Source organism: Acidocella sp. (assembly GCF_050253495.1).
Classification (GTDB): domain Bacteria; phylum Pseudomonadota; class Alphaproteobacteria; order Acetobacterales; family Acetobacteraceae; genus Acidocella.
The window spans coordinates 107,017-122,843 of the sequence record NZ_JBFWIX010000003.1; the positions used below are offsets into that span (position 1 = coordinate 107,017).

Consider the following 15,827-nt stretch of genomic DNA (forward strand, 5'->3'; position numbering starts at 1 on the left):
TGTGGAGTGACTATGACCAGTAAATCGGGCGACACAAAAAACACGCTTTACTGCTCCTTCTGCGGCAAATCGCAGCACGAGGTGCGGAAGCTCATTGCCGGCCCGACCGTGTTCATCTGCGATGAATGCGTCGAGCTATGCATGGATATCATTCGCGAGGAGCATAAGACGCACCTCGTGAAAACGCGGGACGGCGTGCCGACTCCGCGTGAGATCTGCAAGGTTCTGGATGATTACGTCATCGGCCAGGGCCACGCCAAGCGCGTGCTCTCCGTGGCGGTGCATAATCATTACAAGCGGCTGGCGCACGCGACCAAGAATAACGACATCGAGATCGCGAAATCCAACATCATGCTGATCGGGCCCACCGGCTCCGGCAAGACGCTGCTGGCGCAGACGCTGGCGCGGATTCTGGACGTGCCCTTCACCATGGCGGACGCGACCACCCTGACCGAGGCCGGCTATGTGGGCGAGGATGTGGAGAACATCATCCTCAAGCTGCTCCAGGCCGCCGATTACAATGTCGAGCGCGCCCAGCGCGGCATCGTCTATATCGACGAGGTGGATAAGATTTCCCGCAAGTCGGACAATCCCTCCATCACGCGGGATGTCTCGGGCGAGGGCGTGCAGCAGGCGCTGTTGAAGATCATGGAAGGCACCGTGGCCAGCGTGCCCCCGCAGGGCGGGCGCAAGCATCCGCAGCAGGAATTCCTGCAGGTGGACACCACGAATATCCTGTTCATCTGCGGCGGCGCCTTCGCCGGGCTGGAAAAGATCATTTCCGGGCGCGGCAAGGGCTCCGGCATTGGCTTTGGCGCGGATGTCCGGTCTCCGGACGAGCGGCGCACCGGCGCCATCCTGCGCGGGGTGGAACCGGAGGATCTGCTGAAATTCGGGTTGATCCCGGAATTTATCGGTCGTCTGCCGGTCGTTGCCACGCTGGAGGATCTGGACGAGGCGGCGCTGATCGAGATTCTCACCAAGCCCAAGAACGCGCTGGTCAAGCAATATGGTCGGCTGTTCGAGATGGAGGGGGTGAAGCTCACCTTCACCGAGGACGCGCTGAAGGTCGTGGCCAACCGCGCCATCAAGCGCCGGACCGGCGCGCGCGGCCTGCGCTCGATCATGGAAGGGATTTTGCTCACCACCATGTACGAGCTGCCGGGGCTGGAAGGCGTCTCCGAGGTGGTGATCAGCGGGGAGGTGGCCGAGGGCCGGGCCGAACCGCTTTATCTCTATTCCGAAAAGCGGACGGAGAACGCCTCCTGACGCCGGTGCCGCCCGCGGGCCCTTGTCTTCGGCCAGGGGCTTGCAGGGGGGTGTCCGCCTGCCGATATGTCGTTTGTGGCCGTATGAACGGCACCCCGTCCTGCGCCTTTTGAGGGCAGGCGGGAGAGCGAAGGAACCTATTCATGTCAGACGTAACGAAACCAGGATCGCCCATAGAGACCCTCGCGGTGCTGCCGCTGCGCGATATCGTGGTGTTCCCGCATATGATCGTGCCGCTTTTCGTGGGGCGCGAAAAATCCGTCCGCGCGCTGGAAAGCGTGATGAAGGAAGATAAGCAGATTTTGCTGGTGGCGCAAAAGAACGCCGCGCAGGACGACCCCGCCGCCGACGATATTTACCGGGTCGGCACTGTTTCCACCATTTTGCAGTTGCTGAAGCTGCCGGATGGCACCGTGAAGGTGCTGGTGGAAGGGCAGCGGCGCGCCAGGATCAGCGCGTTCAAATCCACCGAGGATTTCTTCGAGGTCGAGGCCGAGGCCATCGAGGACCAGGGCGAGGAGACCAAGGAGGTGGAGGCGCTGGGCCGCACCGTGGTCGCGCAGTTCGAGCAATATATCAAGCTCAACAAGAAAATCGCGCCGGAGGTGCTGGTTTCGGTCAACCAGATCGAGAGCCCCTCCAAGCTGGCCGATACCGTGGCGAGCCATCTGGGGCTGAAGATTTCCGAACGCCAGGAATTGCTGGAGTTGGATGGCACGGCCGAACGGCTGGAGCGCGTGTTCAACCATATGGAAGCCGAGATCGGCGTGTTGCAGGTCGAGAAAAAGATCCGCAACCGGGTCAAGCGCCAGATGGAGAAAACCCAGCGCGAATATTACCTCAATGAGCAATTGAAGGCGATTCAGAAGGAGCTGGGCGAGGGCGAGGACGGCAAGGACGAAACCGCCGAGCTTGAGGAAAAGATCAAGGCCACCAAGCTGTCCAAGGAGGCGCGCGAGAAGGCCGTGGCGGAGCTGAAGAAGCTGCGCTCCATGAGCCCGATGAGCGCCGAGGCGACCGTTGTCCGCAATTATCTGGACTGGGTTGTCGGCATTCCCTGGAAGAAGCGCAGCAAGGTCAAGAACGATGTGGTCGAGGCGGAAAAAATCCTCGATACCGACCATTTCGGCCTGGAGAAGATCAAGGAGCGTATCGTCGAATATCTGGCGGTGCAGGCCCGCAGCCCGAAGGTGAAGGGGCCGATTCTCTGCCTGGTCGGCCCGCCCGGCGTGGGCAAGACTTCGCTCGGCAAGTCCATCGCCAAGGCGACGGGGCGGCAATTCGTGCGCATGTCCCTGGGTGGGGTGCGCGACGAGGCGGAGATTCGCGGCCACCGGCGCACCTATATCGGCTCCATGCCCGGCAAGATCATCCAGGGCATGAAGAAGGCCAAGACCTCCAACCCGCTTTTCCTGCTGGATGAGATCGACAAGCTGGGTGCCGATTGGCGGGGCGATCCGGCCTCCGCGCTTTTGGAAGTGCTGGACCCCGAGCAGAACGCAACCTTCGCGGACCATTATCTGGAAGTGGATTACGATCTTTCGGATGTGATGTTCGTGACCACCGCCAACAGCCTGCGCATGCCCCAGCCGCTGCTGGACCGCATGGAGATCATCCGCATCCCCGGCTATACCGAGGATGAGAAGGTGGAGATTGCCAAGCGCCATCTGCTGCCCAAGCAATCCGAGGCGCATGGGTTGAAGAAGGAGGAATGGTCCGTCGCCGACGATGCGTTGCTGGAACTGGCGCGGACCTATACCCGCGAGGCCGGCGTGCGTAACCTGGAGCGCGAGATCGCGACCCTGGCCCGCAAGGCGGTGAAGGAGATTGTCACCGGCAAGGCCAAGAAAGTGGCGATCACCAAGAAGAACCTGCAAAAATTCGCGGGCGTGCCGAAATTCCGCTATGGCGAGACCGAGGCCGAGGACATGGTGGGTGTGGTCACCGGCCTGGCCTGGACCGAGGTTGGCGGCGAGATTCTCACCATCGAGAGCGTGCTGCTGCCCGGCAAGGGCGTCATCAAGCAGACCGGCAAGCTGGGCGATGTGATGCAGGAGAGCGTGGCGGCGGCTTATTCCTATATCCGCTCGCGGGCCACGCAATTTGGCATCAAGCCACCTTTCTTCGACAAGCGCGACATCCATGTGCACGTGCCCGAGGGCGCGACTCCGAAGGATGGCCCCTCGGCCGGCATCGCCATGGCCACCTCCATCGTCTCCGCCATTACCGGCATACCAATCCGTAAGGATATTGCCATGACCGGCGAAATCACGTTGCGCGGGCGGGTATTGCCGATTGGCGGCTTGAAGGAGAAGCTGCTGGCGGCCTTGCGCGCGGGCATCACCACGGTCTTCATTCCCAAGGACAATGAGAAGGATCTCATTGAAATTCCTGCGAATGTGAAGAAAGGCCTGACCATTATCCCCGTCAGTCACGTGGATGAGGTGATCAGCCGCGCGCTGGTGCGCGCCCCGGAACCGATCCAGTGGGACGATGCGCCCGAGGAGCTGGCCAAGGCGCCGGAGGGAGGAGTCCCCGCTTCCTTGCCGCATTAGGAGCCGGGACACGTTTGACGGGTGGCGCGCAGTTTGGTTATGACCGCGCGCCACCTTTTTTTGTGGTCTGCCCGCTAGGTTTGCGGACAAGCCTGTCACACTCAACCCGATAACAGGGAGTTTTGCCCGTGAACAAAAATGATCTGATCGCCGCCGTGGCGGAGGATGCCGACCTTTCCAAGGCCAAGGCCGCCGAGGTGGTGGATGCCGTGTTCGGCGCGATCGAGAAGACGCTGAAGAAGAAGGAAGAGGTCCGTCTGGTCGGCTTCGGCACCTTCGCCACCGCCGAGCGTGAGGCCTCCAAGGGCCGCAACCCCCGCACGGGCGAAGAGATCGATATTCCCGCGTCCACCTCTGTCCGGTTCAAGCCGGGCAAGACGTTGAAGGACGCCGTTAACTAAGTTATCTGATTGCTGAAAATGGGCGGCGTTGCCGTCCATTTTCTTTTTTTGGGCGGTTAGCTCAGCGGTAGAGCGTCTCGTTTACACCGAGAGGGTCGGCGGTTCGAAACCGTCACCGCCCATTCGAAACATCCACAATTTCTTCGATAAACGCCCCGGCCTGTGCTTGACGCGCCTTTCAATGCCAAGTACACGGCGCCCACCCTTGCGCGGGTGTAGCTCAGTTGGTTAGAGCGCCGGCCTGTCACGCCGGAGGTCGCGGGTTCGAGCCCCGTCACTCGCGCCATTCCTTTTTTCCCCAAAATAGAATAGCTATTCATCGGTGGGCGTGGAAAAATATTTTTCCGCCATGCCATGAAGCAGCATGGCTGCCCTTTTTGGAGCGGGCTTGACCGCAACCTGTTGCGGTGCGACACGGCGGATAACAATTTCATGTGGGATTGGCGTTTCAGCCTTCCCGGCGCGATCAAGGAGATGAGCGAGTGCAGCTGAACCTGGCGCAGTACTTCCCGATTCTTATTTTTCTCGCTCTCGCCGCCATACTGGGCCTCGCCTTTGTGTTCGGCTCGCTGATCGCCGCCAGACAGAAGCCTTACCCGGACAAGCTCTCGGCATATGAATGCGGTTTCGAGGCGTTTGGCGATGCTCGCCGCCGTTTTGATGTGCGCTTTTACCTGGTGGCAATTCTTTTCATTATTTTCGATGTCGAAGTCGCGTTCCTGTTTCCTTGGGCCGTGTCGCTCGGGCGTATCGGCCTGGTCGGCTTCTGGTCGATGATGGGGTTTCTCGGTGTGTTGACGGTCGGCTTTATTTACGAGTGGAACAAGGGCGCTTTGGATTGGGAGTAAGGGCATGACCACGGCCGCAAACAGCGCTGACGTTGCCTGGAACAGGGAGCATCTGCCTCCCGGAGCGGAGCAGGACGCGGTGATCAAGGGGATCACCGGAGAGCTTGCCGGCAAGGGGTTCATCGTCGCCAATATAGATAAGGTGGTGAACTGGGCCCGCACCGGCAGTCTTTGGCCGATGACATTCGGCCTGGCCTGCTGCGCGGTGGAGATGATCCACGCTTATATGCCCAAATACGATCTGGACCGATTCGGCATTATCCCGCGTTCTTCGCCCCGCCAGTCGGATGTGATGATCGTGGCCGGCACGCTGACCAATAAAATGGCGCCGGCGATGCGCAAGGTCTATGACCAGATGCCCGAGCCGCGCTGGGTGATTTCCATGGGCAGCTGCGCCAATGGCGGCGGCTATTATCATTATTCCTATTCCGTCGTGCGCGGCTGCGACCGCATCGTGCCGGTGGATGTATATGTGCCGGGCTGCCCGCCCACGGCCGAGGCGCTGGTGTACGGCATCATGCAATTGCAGAAGAAAATCCGGCGGACGGGGACGGTGTTGCGTGGCTGAGGAAACCGAAATCCAGGAAGGCCAGCCGGTGCGGCCGGTCGATGAGGTGCTGGAGGCGCTGAAGACGCTGCCGGGTGTGGTCGAGGCCAAGCGCGAGCTTGGCGAGGTGGTGCTTCTGAGCGAGCGGGCCAAGGCCCATGCGCTGTTGAAAACACTGCGCGACGATTTCGCCTTTCAGCAGATGATGGATGTGTGCGGTGTCGATTATCCCGAGCGCGCCGCGCGATTCGAGCTGGTCTATAATCTGTTGTCCGTCACCCGGAATCAGCGCGTGCGCGTGATTTTCAGCACCGATGAGGACGGCGCCGTCGATTCGGTCAGCGATCTCTGGCCCGCCGCCGCCTGGTGGGAGCGGGAAGTTTGGGATCTGCTCGGCGTCAGTTTCGCCGGGTTGGAGGATCATCGTCGTATTCTCACCGATTATGGGTTCGAGGGGCATCCTTTGCGCAAGGATTTTCCGCTGACCGGTTATGTCGAGGTGCATTATGACGAAGACCGCAAATCTGTCGTTTACGACAAGGTGAAACTTACGCAGGAATTCAGGAATTTCGATTTCCTTTCGCCGTGGGAGGGCATGACCCTTTTGCCCGGCGATGAGAAAGTGAACAGGAGCCGGTCATGAGCGAGACCGTACCGAACACCCGAACCTTCGAGGTCGACAGCCACACCATCAATTTCGGCCCGCAGCATCCTTCCGCGCATGGCGTGCTGCGCCTGATTCTGGAAATGGATGGCGAGGTGATCGAGCGTTGCGACCCGCATGTCGGGCTGTTGCACCGCGGCACCGAAAAGCTGATCGAATATAAGAGCTACATGCAGGCGGTGCCGTATTTCGACCGTCTGGATTATGTCTCGCCGATGGGCTGCGAGCATGCGTTCGCGCTCGCCACGGAGAAGCTGCTGGGCGTGGAAGCACCCGAACGCGCGCAATGGATTCGCGTGATCTTCGCGGAAATCACCCGTGTGCTGAACCATCTTCTCAATGTCGGGCATTTCGCGCTGGATTGCGGCGCGATCTCTCCCAGCCTGTGGATGTACGAGGAGCGTGAAAAGCTCCTCGAATTTTATGAGAGGGCATCCGGCGCGCGATTCCACTCCAATTATTTCCGTCCCGGTGGTGTGGCGAAGGATCTGCCCGCGGGGCTGGAACAGGATATTGCCGCCTGGGCCAATGAGTTTCCGAAATTTATCGATGAGATGGAAGCGTTGCTCAACGGCAACCGCATCTTCAAGCAGCGTCTTGTCGATATCGGCGTGATTTCGGCGGACGATGCGCTGGCCTGGGGATTTTCCGGCCCGTCCCTGCGTGGCTCGGGGGTGGCGTGGGATCTGCGCCGTGCCCAGCCTTACGATAAATATGCCGAGGTGGAATTCGATGTCCCCGTCGGCAAGCATGGCGATTCCTACGACCGCTATCTCGTGCGCATGGCCGAGATGCGCGAGAGTGTGAAAATCGTGAAGCAGGCCCTGGCGAAAATCAAACCAGGGCCGGTCAAGGTGCAGGACCGCAAGATCACCCCGCCCAAGCGCGCGGAGATGAAGCATTCGATGGAAGCCTTGATCCATCATTTCAAGCTTTATACCGAGGGCTATCACGTTCCCGCCGGCGCGACCTACACCGCCGTGGAAGCGCCGAAGGGTGAATTCGCGGTCTATCTGCAAGCGGATGGCACCAACCGTCCCTATCGTTGCAAGATCCGGGCGACTGGTTTCTCGCATTTGCAGGCGACGGAAAAGCTCTGCAAGGGCCATATGCTGGCCGACATGGTGGCGATCCTCGGGTCGCTCGATATTGTTTTTGGTGAGATCGACCGGTGAGCAGTACACAAGCAGAACCGACCAGCTTCGCCTTTACCGAAGCCAACATGAAGTTGGTGGAAAAGGCGATCAAGAAATATCCCGAGGGCCGCCAGATGAGCGCGGTGAAAACGCTGCTGGATCTGGCGCAGCGGCAGATGGGGGCGCAGTCCGGCGCCGCCTGGCTGCCCCGCGCGGCCATGGACAAGGTGGCCGAAATTCTCGGCGTGGCGCCCATCCGCGTTTATGAGGTGGCGACCTTCTATTCGATGTTCAATCTGGAGCCGGTTGGCAAATATCATCTCCAGGTCTGCACCACGACGCCGTGCTGGTTGCGCGGTTCCGACGATGTGGTCGCCGCCTGCAAGAAGGCCACCGGCATTCAGGCATTCGGCGAAACCAGCGAGGATGGGCTCTTCACCCTGAAGGAGGTCGAGTGTCTCGGCGCCTGTGTGAACGCGCCGATCCTACAGGTGAACGACGATTATTTCGAGGATATGGACGCGGCGCGCACGGAAGCGCTGATCGCGGATTTGAAGGCGGGCAAGCCCTTGCCGCCAGCGGGTTCGCTGGGCGGGCGCAAATCCTCCGCGCCGGCCCCTGGCCAGACCACCTTGATCTCAGCCCCTGGGATCTCAGCCCCTGGTTCCTCGGAGTGAGCATATGCTGAAGGATTCAGACCGCATCTATCAAAATCTCTACGGCCAGCAGGATTGGAAGCTGGCGGGCGCGCGCGCGCGCGGAGATTGGGACAATACCGCCGCCATCATCGCCAAGGGGCGCGATGCGCTGGTGGATGAGATGAAGACATCCGGCATGCGCGGGCGCGGAGGGGCGGGTTTTCCCACCGGCATGAAATGGTCCTTCATGCCCAAGCAGAGCGATGGCCGCCCGTCTTATGTCGTCATCAATGCCGATGAATCCGAGCCCGGCACCTGCAAGGACCGCGACATCATCCGCAACGAGCCGCACAAGCTGATCGAGGGCGCGCTGATCGCCGCCTTCGCCATGGGGGCCAACAAGGCCTTCATCTATATTCGCGGTGAGTATTACAACGAAGCCCAGCGCCTCCAGTTCGCCATCGACGAAGCCTATGAAGCGGGTTTGATTGGCAAGAATGCGGCGGGTTCGGGGTGGGATTTTGACCTCGTGCTGCAACGTGGCGCTGGCGCGTATATTTGCGGCGAGGAATCGGCGATGCTGGAAAGCCTCGAAGGCAAGAAGGGCATGCCGCGCATGAAGCCGCCTTTCCCCGCGGCGATGGGGCTTTATGGCTGCCCGACCACGGTGAACAATGTCGAGACCATCGCGGGCGTGCCGACCATCATGCGCCGTGGCGGCGCCTGGTTCGCGGGGCTTGGCCGGCCGAAAAACGCCGGCACCAAGATCTTCTGCATCTCCGGCCATGTGAATAATCCCTGCAATGTCGAGGAAGAGCTCGGCACGCCGCTGAAGGACATCATCGAGAAGCATGCGGGCGGGGTGCGCGGCGGCTGGGACAATCTCCAGGCCATCATTCCCGGCGGCGCTTCCATGCCGGTGCTGAACAAGGCCATGGCCGATGTGCAATTGATGGATTTCGACAGCCTGGCGGCGGTGAAATCCGGCATGGGTTCCGGCGCCATCATCGTCATGGACAAATCCGTGGACGTGGTGAAGGCCATCTGGCGGCTTTCGAAATTCTTCAAGCATGAGAGCTGCGGTCAGTGCACGCCCTGCCGTGAGGGCACGGGCTGGATGATGCGTCAGATGGACCGCATCGTGCGGAACAAGGCCACGCTGGCGGATATTCATCTGCTGGAGCAGGTGACCACCCAGGTGGCCGGCCACACGATCTGTGCTTTCGGCGAGGCGTCTTCCTGGCCGATTCAGGGCATGATGCGCGCCTTCCGGCCGGAGGTCGAGGCGCGGGCAATCGATTATCAACCGCCCGCTCAGGCGCAGGCGGCGGAGTAAGCCATGGCAAAACTCACCATTGATGGCATCGAGGTCGAGGTTCCGAACGGTTCGACCGTGATCCAGGCAGCCGAGGCGGCGGGCGTTGAAATTCCCCGCTTCTGCTATCATGAGCGTCTTTCCATCGCCGGCAATTGCCGCATGTGCCTGGTCGAGATCGAGAAGATGCCACCCAAGCCCGTGGCCTCCTGCGGTCAGCCGGTGGCCGATGGCATGGTGGTGCACACCGACACCGAGATGGTCCGCAAGGGCCGGCGCGGGGTGATGGAGTTCCTGCTCATCAACCACCCGCTGGATTGCCCGATCTGCGACCAGGGCGGCGAGTGCGACTTGCAGGACGAGGCGGTGTCCTATGGGCGCGATCATTCGCGTTACGAGGAAGGCAAGCGCAGCGTGGCCCAGCCCGATTGGGGCCCGCTGGTGAAAACCACCATGACGCGCTGTATCCACTGCACGCGCTGTGTGCGTTTTACCACCGAGGTGGCGGGCACGGCGGAAATCGGTGGCACCTTCCGGGGTGAAAACACCAAGATCAGCACCTATGTCGAAAAGGCGCTGACTTCCGAACTTTCCGGCAATATCATCGATCTTTGCCCGGTTGGGGCGCTTACCTCCAAGCCCTACGCCTTCACCGCCCGCCCCTGGGAGCTGCGCAAGACAGACAGCATCGACGTGCTGGACGCGCTGGGCGCCAATATCCGCGTGGATGCGCGCGGCGCCGAGGTGCTGCGCATTCTGCCGCGCATCAATGACGAGGTGAACGAGGAATGGCTGGGCGATAAATCCCGCTTCTCGGTGGATGGGCTCAAGCGCCGCCGCCTGGATCGCCCCTGGATCCGCGAGAACGGCAAATTGCGCGCCGCGAGCTGGGAAGAAGCCTTCGCCGCCATCGCCGCCAAGGTCAAGGCGACCGCGCCCGCGAAGATCGGCGGGCTGGTCGGCGACCTGGCCGACGCGGAATCCATGCTGGCGCTGAAGGAGTTCCTGGCGGGGCAGGGCTCGAAGAATATCGATTGCCGGATCGACGGCTCCGCCTACGATGTTTCCAAGCGTGCTTTTTACAGCTTCAATACCGGTATCGCCGGCATCGAGGAGGCCGACGCGCTGCTGATCATCGGCGCCAATCCGCGTCATGAGGCGCCGGTCCTGAACGCGCGCATCCGCAAGCGCTGGCTGGCGGGCAAGTTCCAGATCGGCGTGATCGGCGCGGCCGCTGATCTCACCTATCGATACGAGCATGTGGGGGAGGGGCCCGGGGCGTTGCGGGCGCTTCTGGATGGTGCCCATCCCTTCGCCGAAATTCTCAAGAGCGCCGCCAAGCCGATGCTCATTCTGGGGGCTGGGGCGCTGGCGCGGCCGGATGGCGCGGCCATCCACGAAGCCGCGTGGAAGCTGGCGGTTCAGGCCGGCATGCTCACCCCGGACTGGCATGGCTTCAACGTGTTGCAGCACGCGGCCTCGCGCGTTGGCGCGCTGGATCTTGGCATCCTGCCGGGCCAGGGCGGGCTCAGTGCCCAGGCGATGCTGGGCGGTGCCGCGGACCTGCTCTGGCTGCTCGGCGCGGATCACGAGGCGGTGCGCGGCATTCCCTCCCAGACCTTCGTGATCTATCAGGGCCATCATGGCGATGCGGGGGCCGCCCGCGCCGATGTGATCCTGCCCGGTGCCGCTTATACCGAGAAGGACGGCACCTATGTGAATACCGAGGGCCGGGTGCAACAGGCCTATATCGCGGTGAAGCCGCCGGGCGACGCGCGGGAGGATTGGCGGATCCTGCGCGCGATCTCCGCCTATCTCGGCCATGCGCTGCCTTATGACGATCTTGAGCAGCTGCGGGCGCATATGAAGGCGCGCTATCCGGTTTTCGCGGAGGAGTTTCACCGCTTCGCCGGTACCGACACCGCCGCCCCCGCCAGCTATGGCGCGTTGTCCGACACGGTGTTCGGCGCGTTGCTGGCGAATTATTACCAGACGGACGTGATCAGCCGCTCCAGCCCGACCATGGCCGCCTGTGTTGCCGCCCATAATCCTGCCCTCGCGGAGGCCGCGGAATGATGAGCCCGTTCTGGGATAGCTATACCGGGATCTTGATCCTCTCGATCCTCAAGACCCTGGCGTTGGTCGTGCCGTTGCTGATCGGCGTCGCCTATCTGACCTATTTCGAGCGCAAGGTGATGGGCGCCATCCAGCTCCGCAAGGGGCCTAACGTGATCGGCCCGTTCGGTCTCTGGCAGCCCTTCGCCGACGCGCTGAAGATGCTGATGAAGGAAACCGTCATCCCCACCGGGGCCGACAAGGTTTTGTTTATTCTCGCGCCGATGATCACCTTTGGCCTCGCCATCATCGCCTGGGCGGTGATTCCGGTGAATAATGGCTGGGGCATCGCCAACATCAATGTCGGCGTACTGTATCTCTTCGCCATCTCCTCGCTGGGCGTCTATGGCGTCATCATCGCGGGGTGGGCGTCCAATTCCAAATATGCCTTTCTCGGCGCGCTGCGCTCCGCGGCGCAGATGGTCTCCTACGAAGTCTCCATGGGCTTCGTGATGGTGACGGTGCTGATCCTGGCGGGCACGCTGAACCTGAACGAGATCGTCAACGCCCAGCGTCATCTCTGGTTCGCGGTGCCGCTGTTTCCGCTTTTCATCATCTTCTTCATCTCCGGTCTCGCGGAAACCAACCGCGCCCCGTTCGACCTGGCGGAGGGTGAATCGGAAATCGTCGCCGGCTTTTTCGTCGAATACAGCGCCATGTCCTTCGCGCTGTTCTTCCTGGGCGAATACGCCAACATGATCCTGATCAGCGGCATGACCACCACGCTCTTCCTGGGCGGCTGGCTCTCGCCGGTGCCGTTCCTGCCCTCGGGGGTGCTCTGGTTCCTCATCAAGGTGCTCATCTGCCTGTTCGTGTTCGTCTGGGTGCGCGCCACGCTGCCGCGCCTGCGGTACGATCAGTTGATGGCGCTGGGCTGGAAGGTCTTTTTGCCGATCTCTCTGGTCTATCTCGTCGCGGTCGCGGGCGTGATGGAATATCTCGGATGGCTGCCGCATGCGTAAGGGAGCAGAATCATGAACAAGGTCCTCCGCTGGACATGGGGGCTGGTGCTTTGGGAAATCCTTTGCGGCCTCGGTATCACCTTGCGTTATTTCTTCCGGCCCAAGGCGACGATCAATTACCCGTTCGAGAAGAACCCCACCTCGGCGCGCTTCAAGGGGGAGCACGCGCTGCGCCGCTACCCCAATGGCGAGGAGCGCTGCATCGCCTGCAAGCTGTGCGAGGCGGTGTGCCCGGCCCAGGCCATCACCATCGAGGCCGAACCGCGCGAGGATGGCTCGCGCCGCACCACGCGTTACGACATCGATATGACAAAGTGCATTTATTGCGCGCTGTGCGAGGAGGCCTGCCCGGTGGATGCCATCGTCGAGGGACCGAATTTCGAATTCGCGGCGGAGACGCGCGAGGAGCTGATGTATAACAAGGCCAAGCTCTTGGATAACGGCGACCGTTGGGAGCCCGAACTCGCCAAGCGGCTAGAGCTGGACGCGCCGTACCGGTAAGGGGCCGCAGACATGATCGCAAATATCGCTTTCTATCTCTTCTCCTTCATCCTGCTGGCTTCGGCGGTGATGGTGGTGACGAGCCGTAACCCCGTGCATGCGGTGTTGTTTCTCATACTCGGTTTCGTGAACGCGGCGGTGCTGTTCCTGCTCGCCGGAGCGGAGTTCCTGGCCTTCATTCTCGCCATCGTCTATGTCGGCGCCGTCGCGGTGCTGTTCCTGTTCGTGGTGATGATGCTGGATGTGGATTTCACCGCCCTGCATGAGGGCTTCCAGCGTTACGCCCCGGTGGGCGCGCTGGTGGCGTTCATCATGTTCGTCGAGCTGGCCTTCATCGCGGGCAACTGGGCCATCGCCCCGGCGGGCAGCGCCGACAGGCTGTTCCCCACGCCCGACAATGTCACCAACAGCGTGGCGCTCGGCCAGCTCATCTACACTTCCTACCTGCCGCTCTTCCAGCTTTCCGGGGTGGTGCTGCTGGTGGCGATGATCGGCGCCATCGTGCTCACCCACCGCGACCGTCAGCGCTCGCTGCACCAGAATCTGGCCGCCCAGCATGCCCGCACACCGGCCCAGACATTGGCGCTGGTGCCCGCGAAGCTGGGCGAGGGAGCTTCCCTGCCGGCCAAGCAGCCGGAAAAGGAGACGCTGTGATGCTCATCCCGCTTTCTCATTACCTCGTCGTCTCGGCGATGTTGCTGGTGATCGGCATTTTCGGGATCTTCATGAACCGGAAAAACATCATCGTCATCATGATGTCGATCGAGCTGATCCTGCTCGCCGCCAACCTCAATTTCGTCGCCTTTTCGGGGGCGCTGCACGACATGGTGGGGCAGGTCTTCACCATGTTCGTCCTCACCGTCGCCGCCGCTGAATCGGCGATTGGTCTTGCCATCCTGGTCATTTATTTCCGCAATCGCGGCTCGATCGAGGTCGAGGACGTGACGCTGATGAAGGGCTGAACATGTTCACCTTGATTGCCGTTTTCGCGCCGCTTGTCGGCTCCATCCTCGCGGGTATCGCCCGGCCCGCCCTGGGCAAGCAGCTCGCCATCGCGGCGAGCATATTGTTCATGCTCATCTCCGCCGCCGCCGCCATCGCCGCTTACCGCGCCGGGGTGCAGCCGCCGCTTTATCTCGCCCACTGGATCCAGGTTGGCGGCTTCACGCCCAACTGGACCCTGCGTCAGGACCAGCTCAGCCTGGTCATGGTGGTCATGGTCAGCGTGGTGTCCATGCTCATCCATGTCTATTCCGTGGGCTACATGGCGCATGACAAGACGCCGCAGCGTTTCATGTCCTATATCTCGCTGTTCACCTTCGCGATGCTGATGCTGGTGACGGCGAACAATCTGCTTCAGCTCTTCTTCGGCTGGGAAGGGGTGGGGCTCGTCTCCTACCTGCTGATCAATTACTGGTATGACCGCAAGGCCGCCAACGATGCCGCCATCAAGGCCTTCATCGTCAACCGCGTGGGCGACCTCGCCTTCGCCGTGGGCATCGCGCTCACCTATTTCACCTTCGGCTCCATCCAGTTCGACGTGATCTTCGCCGCCGTCGGCTCTCATGCCAGCCAGCATTACATGTTGTTTGGCACGCAATTCCCGGTGCTGGAGATAATCGCCCTGCTGCTGTTCATCGGCGCCATGGGCAAATCCGCGCAGATCGTGCTGCATACCTGGCTGGCCGACGCGATGGAGGGCCCGACGCCGATCTCCGCCCTCATCCATGCCGCCACCATGGTCGCGGCGGGCGTGTTCATGATCGTGCGCATGTCGCCGCTCATCAACATGGCGCCCGATGTGATGAACTTCATCACCTTCATCGGCGCCAGCACGGCCTTCTTCGCGGCCACCATCGGCTGCGTGCAGAACGACATCAAGCGCGTCATCGCCTATTCCACCTGTTCCCAGCTCGGCTATATGTTCCTGGCGGCCGGGGTCGGCGCCTATCCGGTGGCGATGTTCCATCTCATCAACCATGCCTTGTTCAAGGCGCTGCTCTTCCTCTCCGCCGGCTCCGTGATCCATGCGATGTCCGACGAGCAGGACATTCGCCTGATGGGCGGGCTGGCGGGCAAGCTGCCCTTGACCTGCGCGATGATGCTGATCGGCTCCCTGGCGCTGATCGCCATTCCGCCTTTCTCCGGCTATTATTCCAAGGACGCGATTTTGGACGCGGCGCTGGCCGCGCATACGCCGATGGCGACCTATGGCTGGGTTTGCGGCACGCTGGCGGCCGGGCTCACGGCGTTCTACACGGCCCGCCTGTTCTTCCTGGTGTTCACGGGCAAATCGCGCGCGCCCAAGCATGTGCAGGAGCATGTGCATGAAAGCCCGGCGGTGATGCTGCTGCCGCTTCTGATTCTGGGTGTCGGCGCCTTCGGCAGCGGCATGGTGCTCAAGCCCTACTTCATCGGCGGGCAGTTCCAGGCTTTCTGGGGCAATTCCATCAATGTCGCGGCCAATTCCCCGATGTTCAGCATGGACAGCATCGTCGGCTGGACCAAGCTGGCGCCGCTGGCCCTGGCCATTTTCGGCATATTGGTGGCGGCCTTGTTCTATCTGCTGGCGCCCTCCCTGCCCGGGCGGCTCGCGCAGAGCTTTTCGCCGTTTTATAAATTCCTGCTCAATAAATGGTATTTCGACGAGCTGTACGACGCGCTGCTGGTGCGGCCCTCGCTCAAGCTCGCGCGCTTTGCCTGGCGCTTTGGCGATGAGCAGGTGATCGACGGCGTGCCCAACGGCCTCGCCGCCCTGACCTCCGATGCCTCGGCGCAGGCCGTGAAGCTGCAAACCGGCTCCATCGCGCTCTATGCCTTCATCATGCTGATCGGCCTGTTGGTCTTTGTCAGCCTCTTCATCTGGGTGCGGTGAT

At 61.6% G+C, this 15,827-nt stretch carries 15 protein-coding genes and 2 tRNA genes; all 17 read left to right on the forward strand.

Going from position 1 to position 15,827, the window contains the following annotated elements:
- Nucleotides 1-12: 12 nt before the first annotated feature.
- The 17 genes from clpX to nuoL all read left to right on the forward strand — a co-directional run bounded on the left by clpX (nucleotide 13) and on the right by nuoL (nucleotide 15,826).
- A complete protein-coding gene (gene clpX / locus AB7D48_RS03955) occupies nucleotides 13-1,269 on the forward strand; it encodes an ATP-dependent Clp protease ATP-binding subunit ClpX (RefSeq protein WP_427976021.1) in 1,257 nt (418 codons plus the stop codon).
- A 143-nt stretch (nucleotides 1,270-1,412) separates the two neighbouring features.
- Nucleotides 1,413-3,824 (forward strand): endopeptidase La, encoded by a 2,412-nt coding sequence (gene lon, locus AB7D48_RS03960; protein WP_427976022.1) that lies wholly within the window; start codon nucleotides 1,413-1,415, stop codon nucleotides 3,822-3,824.
- Nucleotides 3,825-3,946: 122 nt separating this feature from the next.
- The gene (locus AB7D48_RS03965) at nucleotides 3,947-4,225 is read left to right on the forward strand and encodes an HU family DNA-binding protein (RefSeq protein ID WP_427976023.1); all 279 of its coding nucleotides are present in this window, start codon (nucleotides 3,947-3,949) and stop codon (nucleotides 4,223-4,225) included.
- Between the two features lie 50 nt (nucleotides 4,226-4,275).
- A tRNA-Val gene (locus tag AB7D48_RS03970) sits at nucleotides 4,276-4,347 on the forward strand.
- A gap of 87 nt (nucleotides 4,348-4,434) precedes the next feature.
- Nucleotides 4,435-4,511, forward strand: a tRNA-Asp gene (locus AB7D48_RS03975).
- 196 nt (nucleotides 4,512-4,707) lie between these two features.
- On the forward strand, nucleotides 4,708-5,073 hold the full coding sequence (locus AB7D48_RS03980; protein ID WP_427976024.1) for an NADH-quinone oxidoreductase subunit A: 366 nt from the start codon (nucleotides 4,708-4,710) through the stop codon (nucleotides 5,071-5,073).
- A 4-nt stretch (nucleotides 5,074-5,077) separates the two neighbouring features.
- Complete coding sequence (locus AB7D48_RS03985) at nucleotides 5,078-5,641, forward strand: NuoB/complex I 20 kDa subunit family protein (protein WP_427976025.1); 564 nt, start codon at nucleotides 5,078-5,080, stop codon at nucleotides 5,639-5,641.
- Entirely contained in the window at nucleotides 5,634-6,263 is a 630-nt protein-coding gene (locus AB7D48_RS03990) for an NADH-quinone oxidoreductase subunit C (protein ID WP_427976026.1), read from the forward strand. Before AB7D48_RS03985 ends, AB7D48_RS03990 begins: the two co-directional genes overlap by 8 nt.
- A complete protein-coding gene (locus AB7D48_RS03995; protein ID WP_427976027.1) occupies nucleotides 6,260-7,459 on the forward strand; it encodes an NADH-quinone oxidoreductase subunit D in 1,200 nt (399 codons plus the stop codon). Before AB7D48_RS03990 ends, AB7D48_RS03995 begins: the two co-directional genes overlap by 4 nt.
- Entirely contained in the window at nucleotides 7,456-8,097 is a 642-nt protein-coding gene (gene nuoE, locus AB7D48_RS04000; protein WP_427976028.1) for an NADH-quinone oxidoreductase subunit NuoE, read from the forward strand. Before AB7D48_RS03995 ends, nuoE begins: the two co-directional genes overlap by 4 nt.
- Nucleotides 8,098-8,101: 4 nt before the next feature.
- The gene (nuoF, locus tag AB7D48_RS04005; RefSeq protein ID WP_427976029.1) at nucleotides 8,102-9,394 is read left to right on the forward strand and encodes an NADH-quinone oxidoreductase subunit NuoF; all 1,293 of its coding nucleotides are present in this window, start codon (nucleotides 8,102-8,104) and stop codon (nucleotides 9,392-9,394) included.
- 3 nt (nucleotides 9,395-9,397) lie between these two features.
- Nucleotides 9,398-11,449 carry an NADH-quinone oxidoreductase subunit NuoG gene (gene nuoG, locus AB7D48_RS04010; RefSeq protein WP_427976030.1) on the forward strand — a complete coding sequence of 684 codons (2,052 nt, stop codon included), beginning with the start codon at nucleotides 9,398-9,400 and terminating at the stop codon, nucleotides 11,447-11,449.
- Nucleotides 11,446-12,450 carry an NADH-quinone oxidoreductase subunit NuoH gene (gene nuoH, locus AB7D48_RS04015; protein ID WP_427976031.1) on the forward strand — a complete coding sequence of 335 codons (1,005 nt, stop codon included), beginning with the start codon at nucleotides 11,446-11,448 and terminating at the stop codon, nucleotides 12,448-12,450. Before nuoG ends, nuoH begins: the two co-directional genes overlap by 4 nt.
- A 12-nt stretch (nucleotides 12,451-12,462) precedes the next feature.
- Nucleotides 12,463-12,951 (forward strand): NADH-quinone oxidoreductase subunit NuoI, encoded by a 489-nt coding sequence (gene nuoI / locus AB7D48_RS04020; protein ID WP_427976032.1) that lies wholly within the window; start codon nucleotides 12,463-12,465, stop codon nucleotides 12,949-12,951.
- A gap of 12 nt (nucleotides 12,952-12,963) precedes the next feature.
- On the forward strand, nucleotides 12,964-13,605 hold the full coding sequence (locus AB7D48_RS04025; RefSeq protein ID WP_427976033.1) for an NADH-quinone oxidoreductase subunit J: 642 nt from the start codon (nucleotides 12,964-12,966) through the stop codon (nucleotides 13,603-13,605).
- Nucleotides 13,605-13,913 (forward strand): NADH-quinone oxidoreductase subunit NuoK, encoded by a 309-nt coding sequence (gene nuoK / locus AB7D48_RS04030; protein WP_008494402.1) that lies wholly within the window; start codon nucleotides 13,605-13,607, stop codon nucleotides 13,911-13,913. The genes AB7D48_RS04025 and nuoK overlap by 1 nt, the downstream gene beginning before the upstream one ends.
- Before the next feature lie 2 nt (nucleotides 13,914-13,915).
- On the forward strand, nucleotides 13,916-15,826 hold the full coding sequence (gene nuoL, locus AB7D48_RS04035) for an NADH-quinone oxidoreductase subunit L (protein ID WP_427976034.1): 1,911 nt from the start codon (nucleotides 13,916-13,918) through the stop codon (nucleotides 15,824-15,826).
- Nucleotide 15,827: the final 1 nt, after the last annotated feature.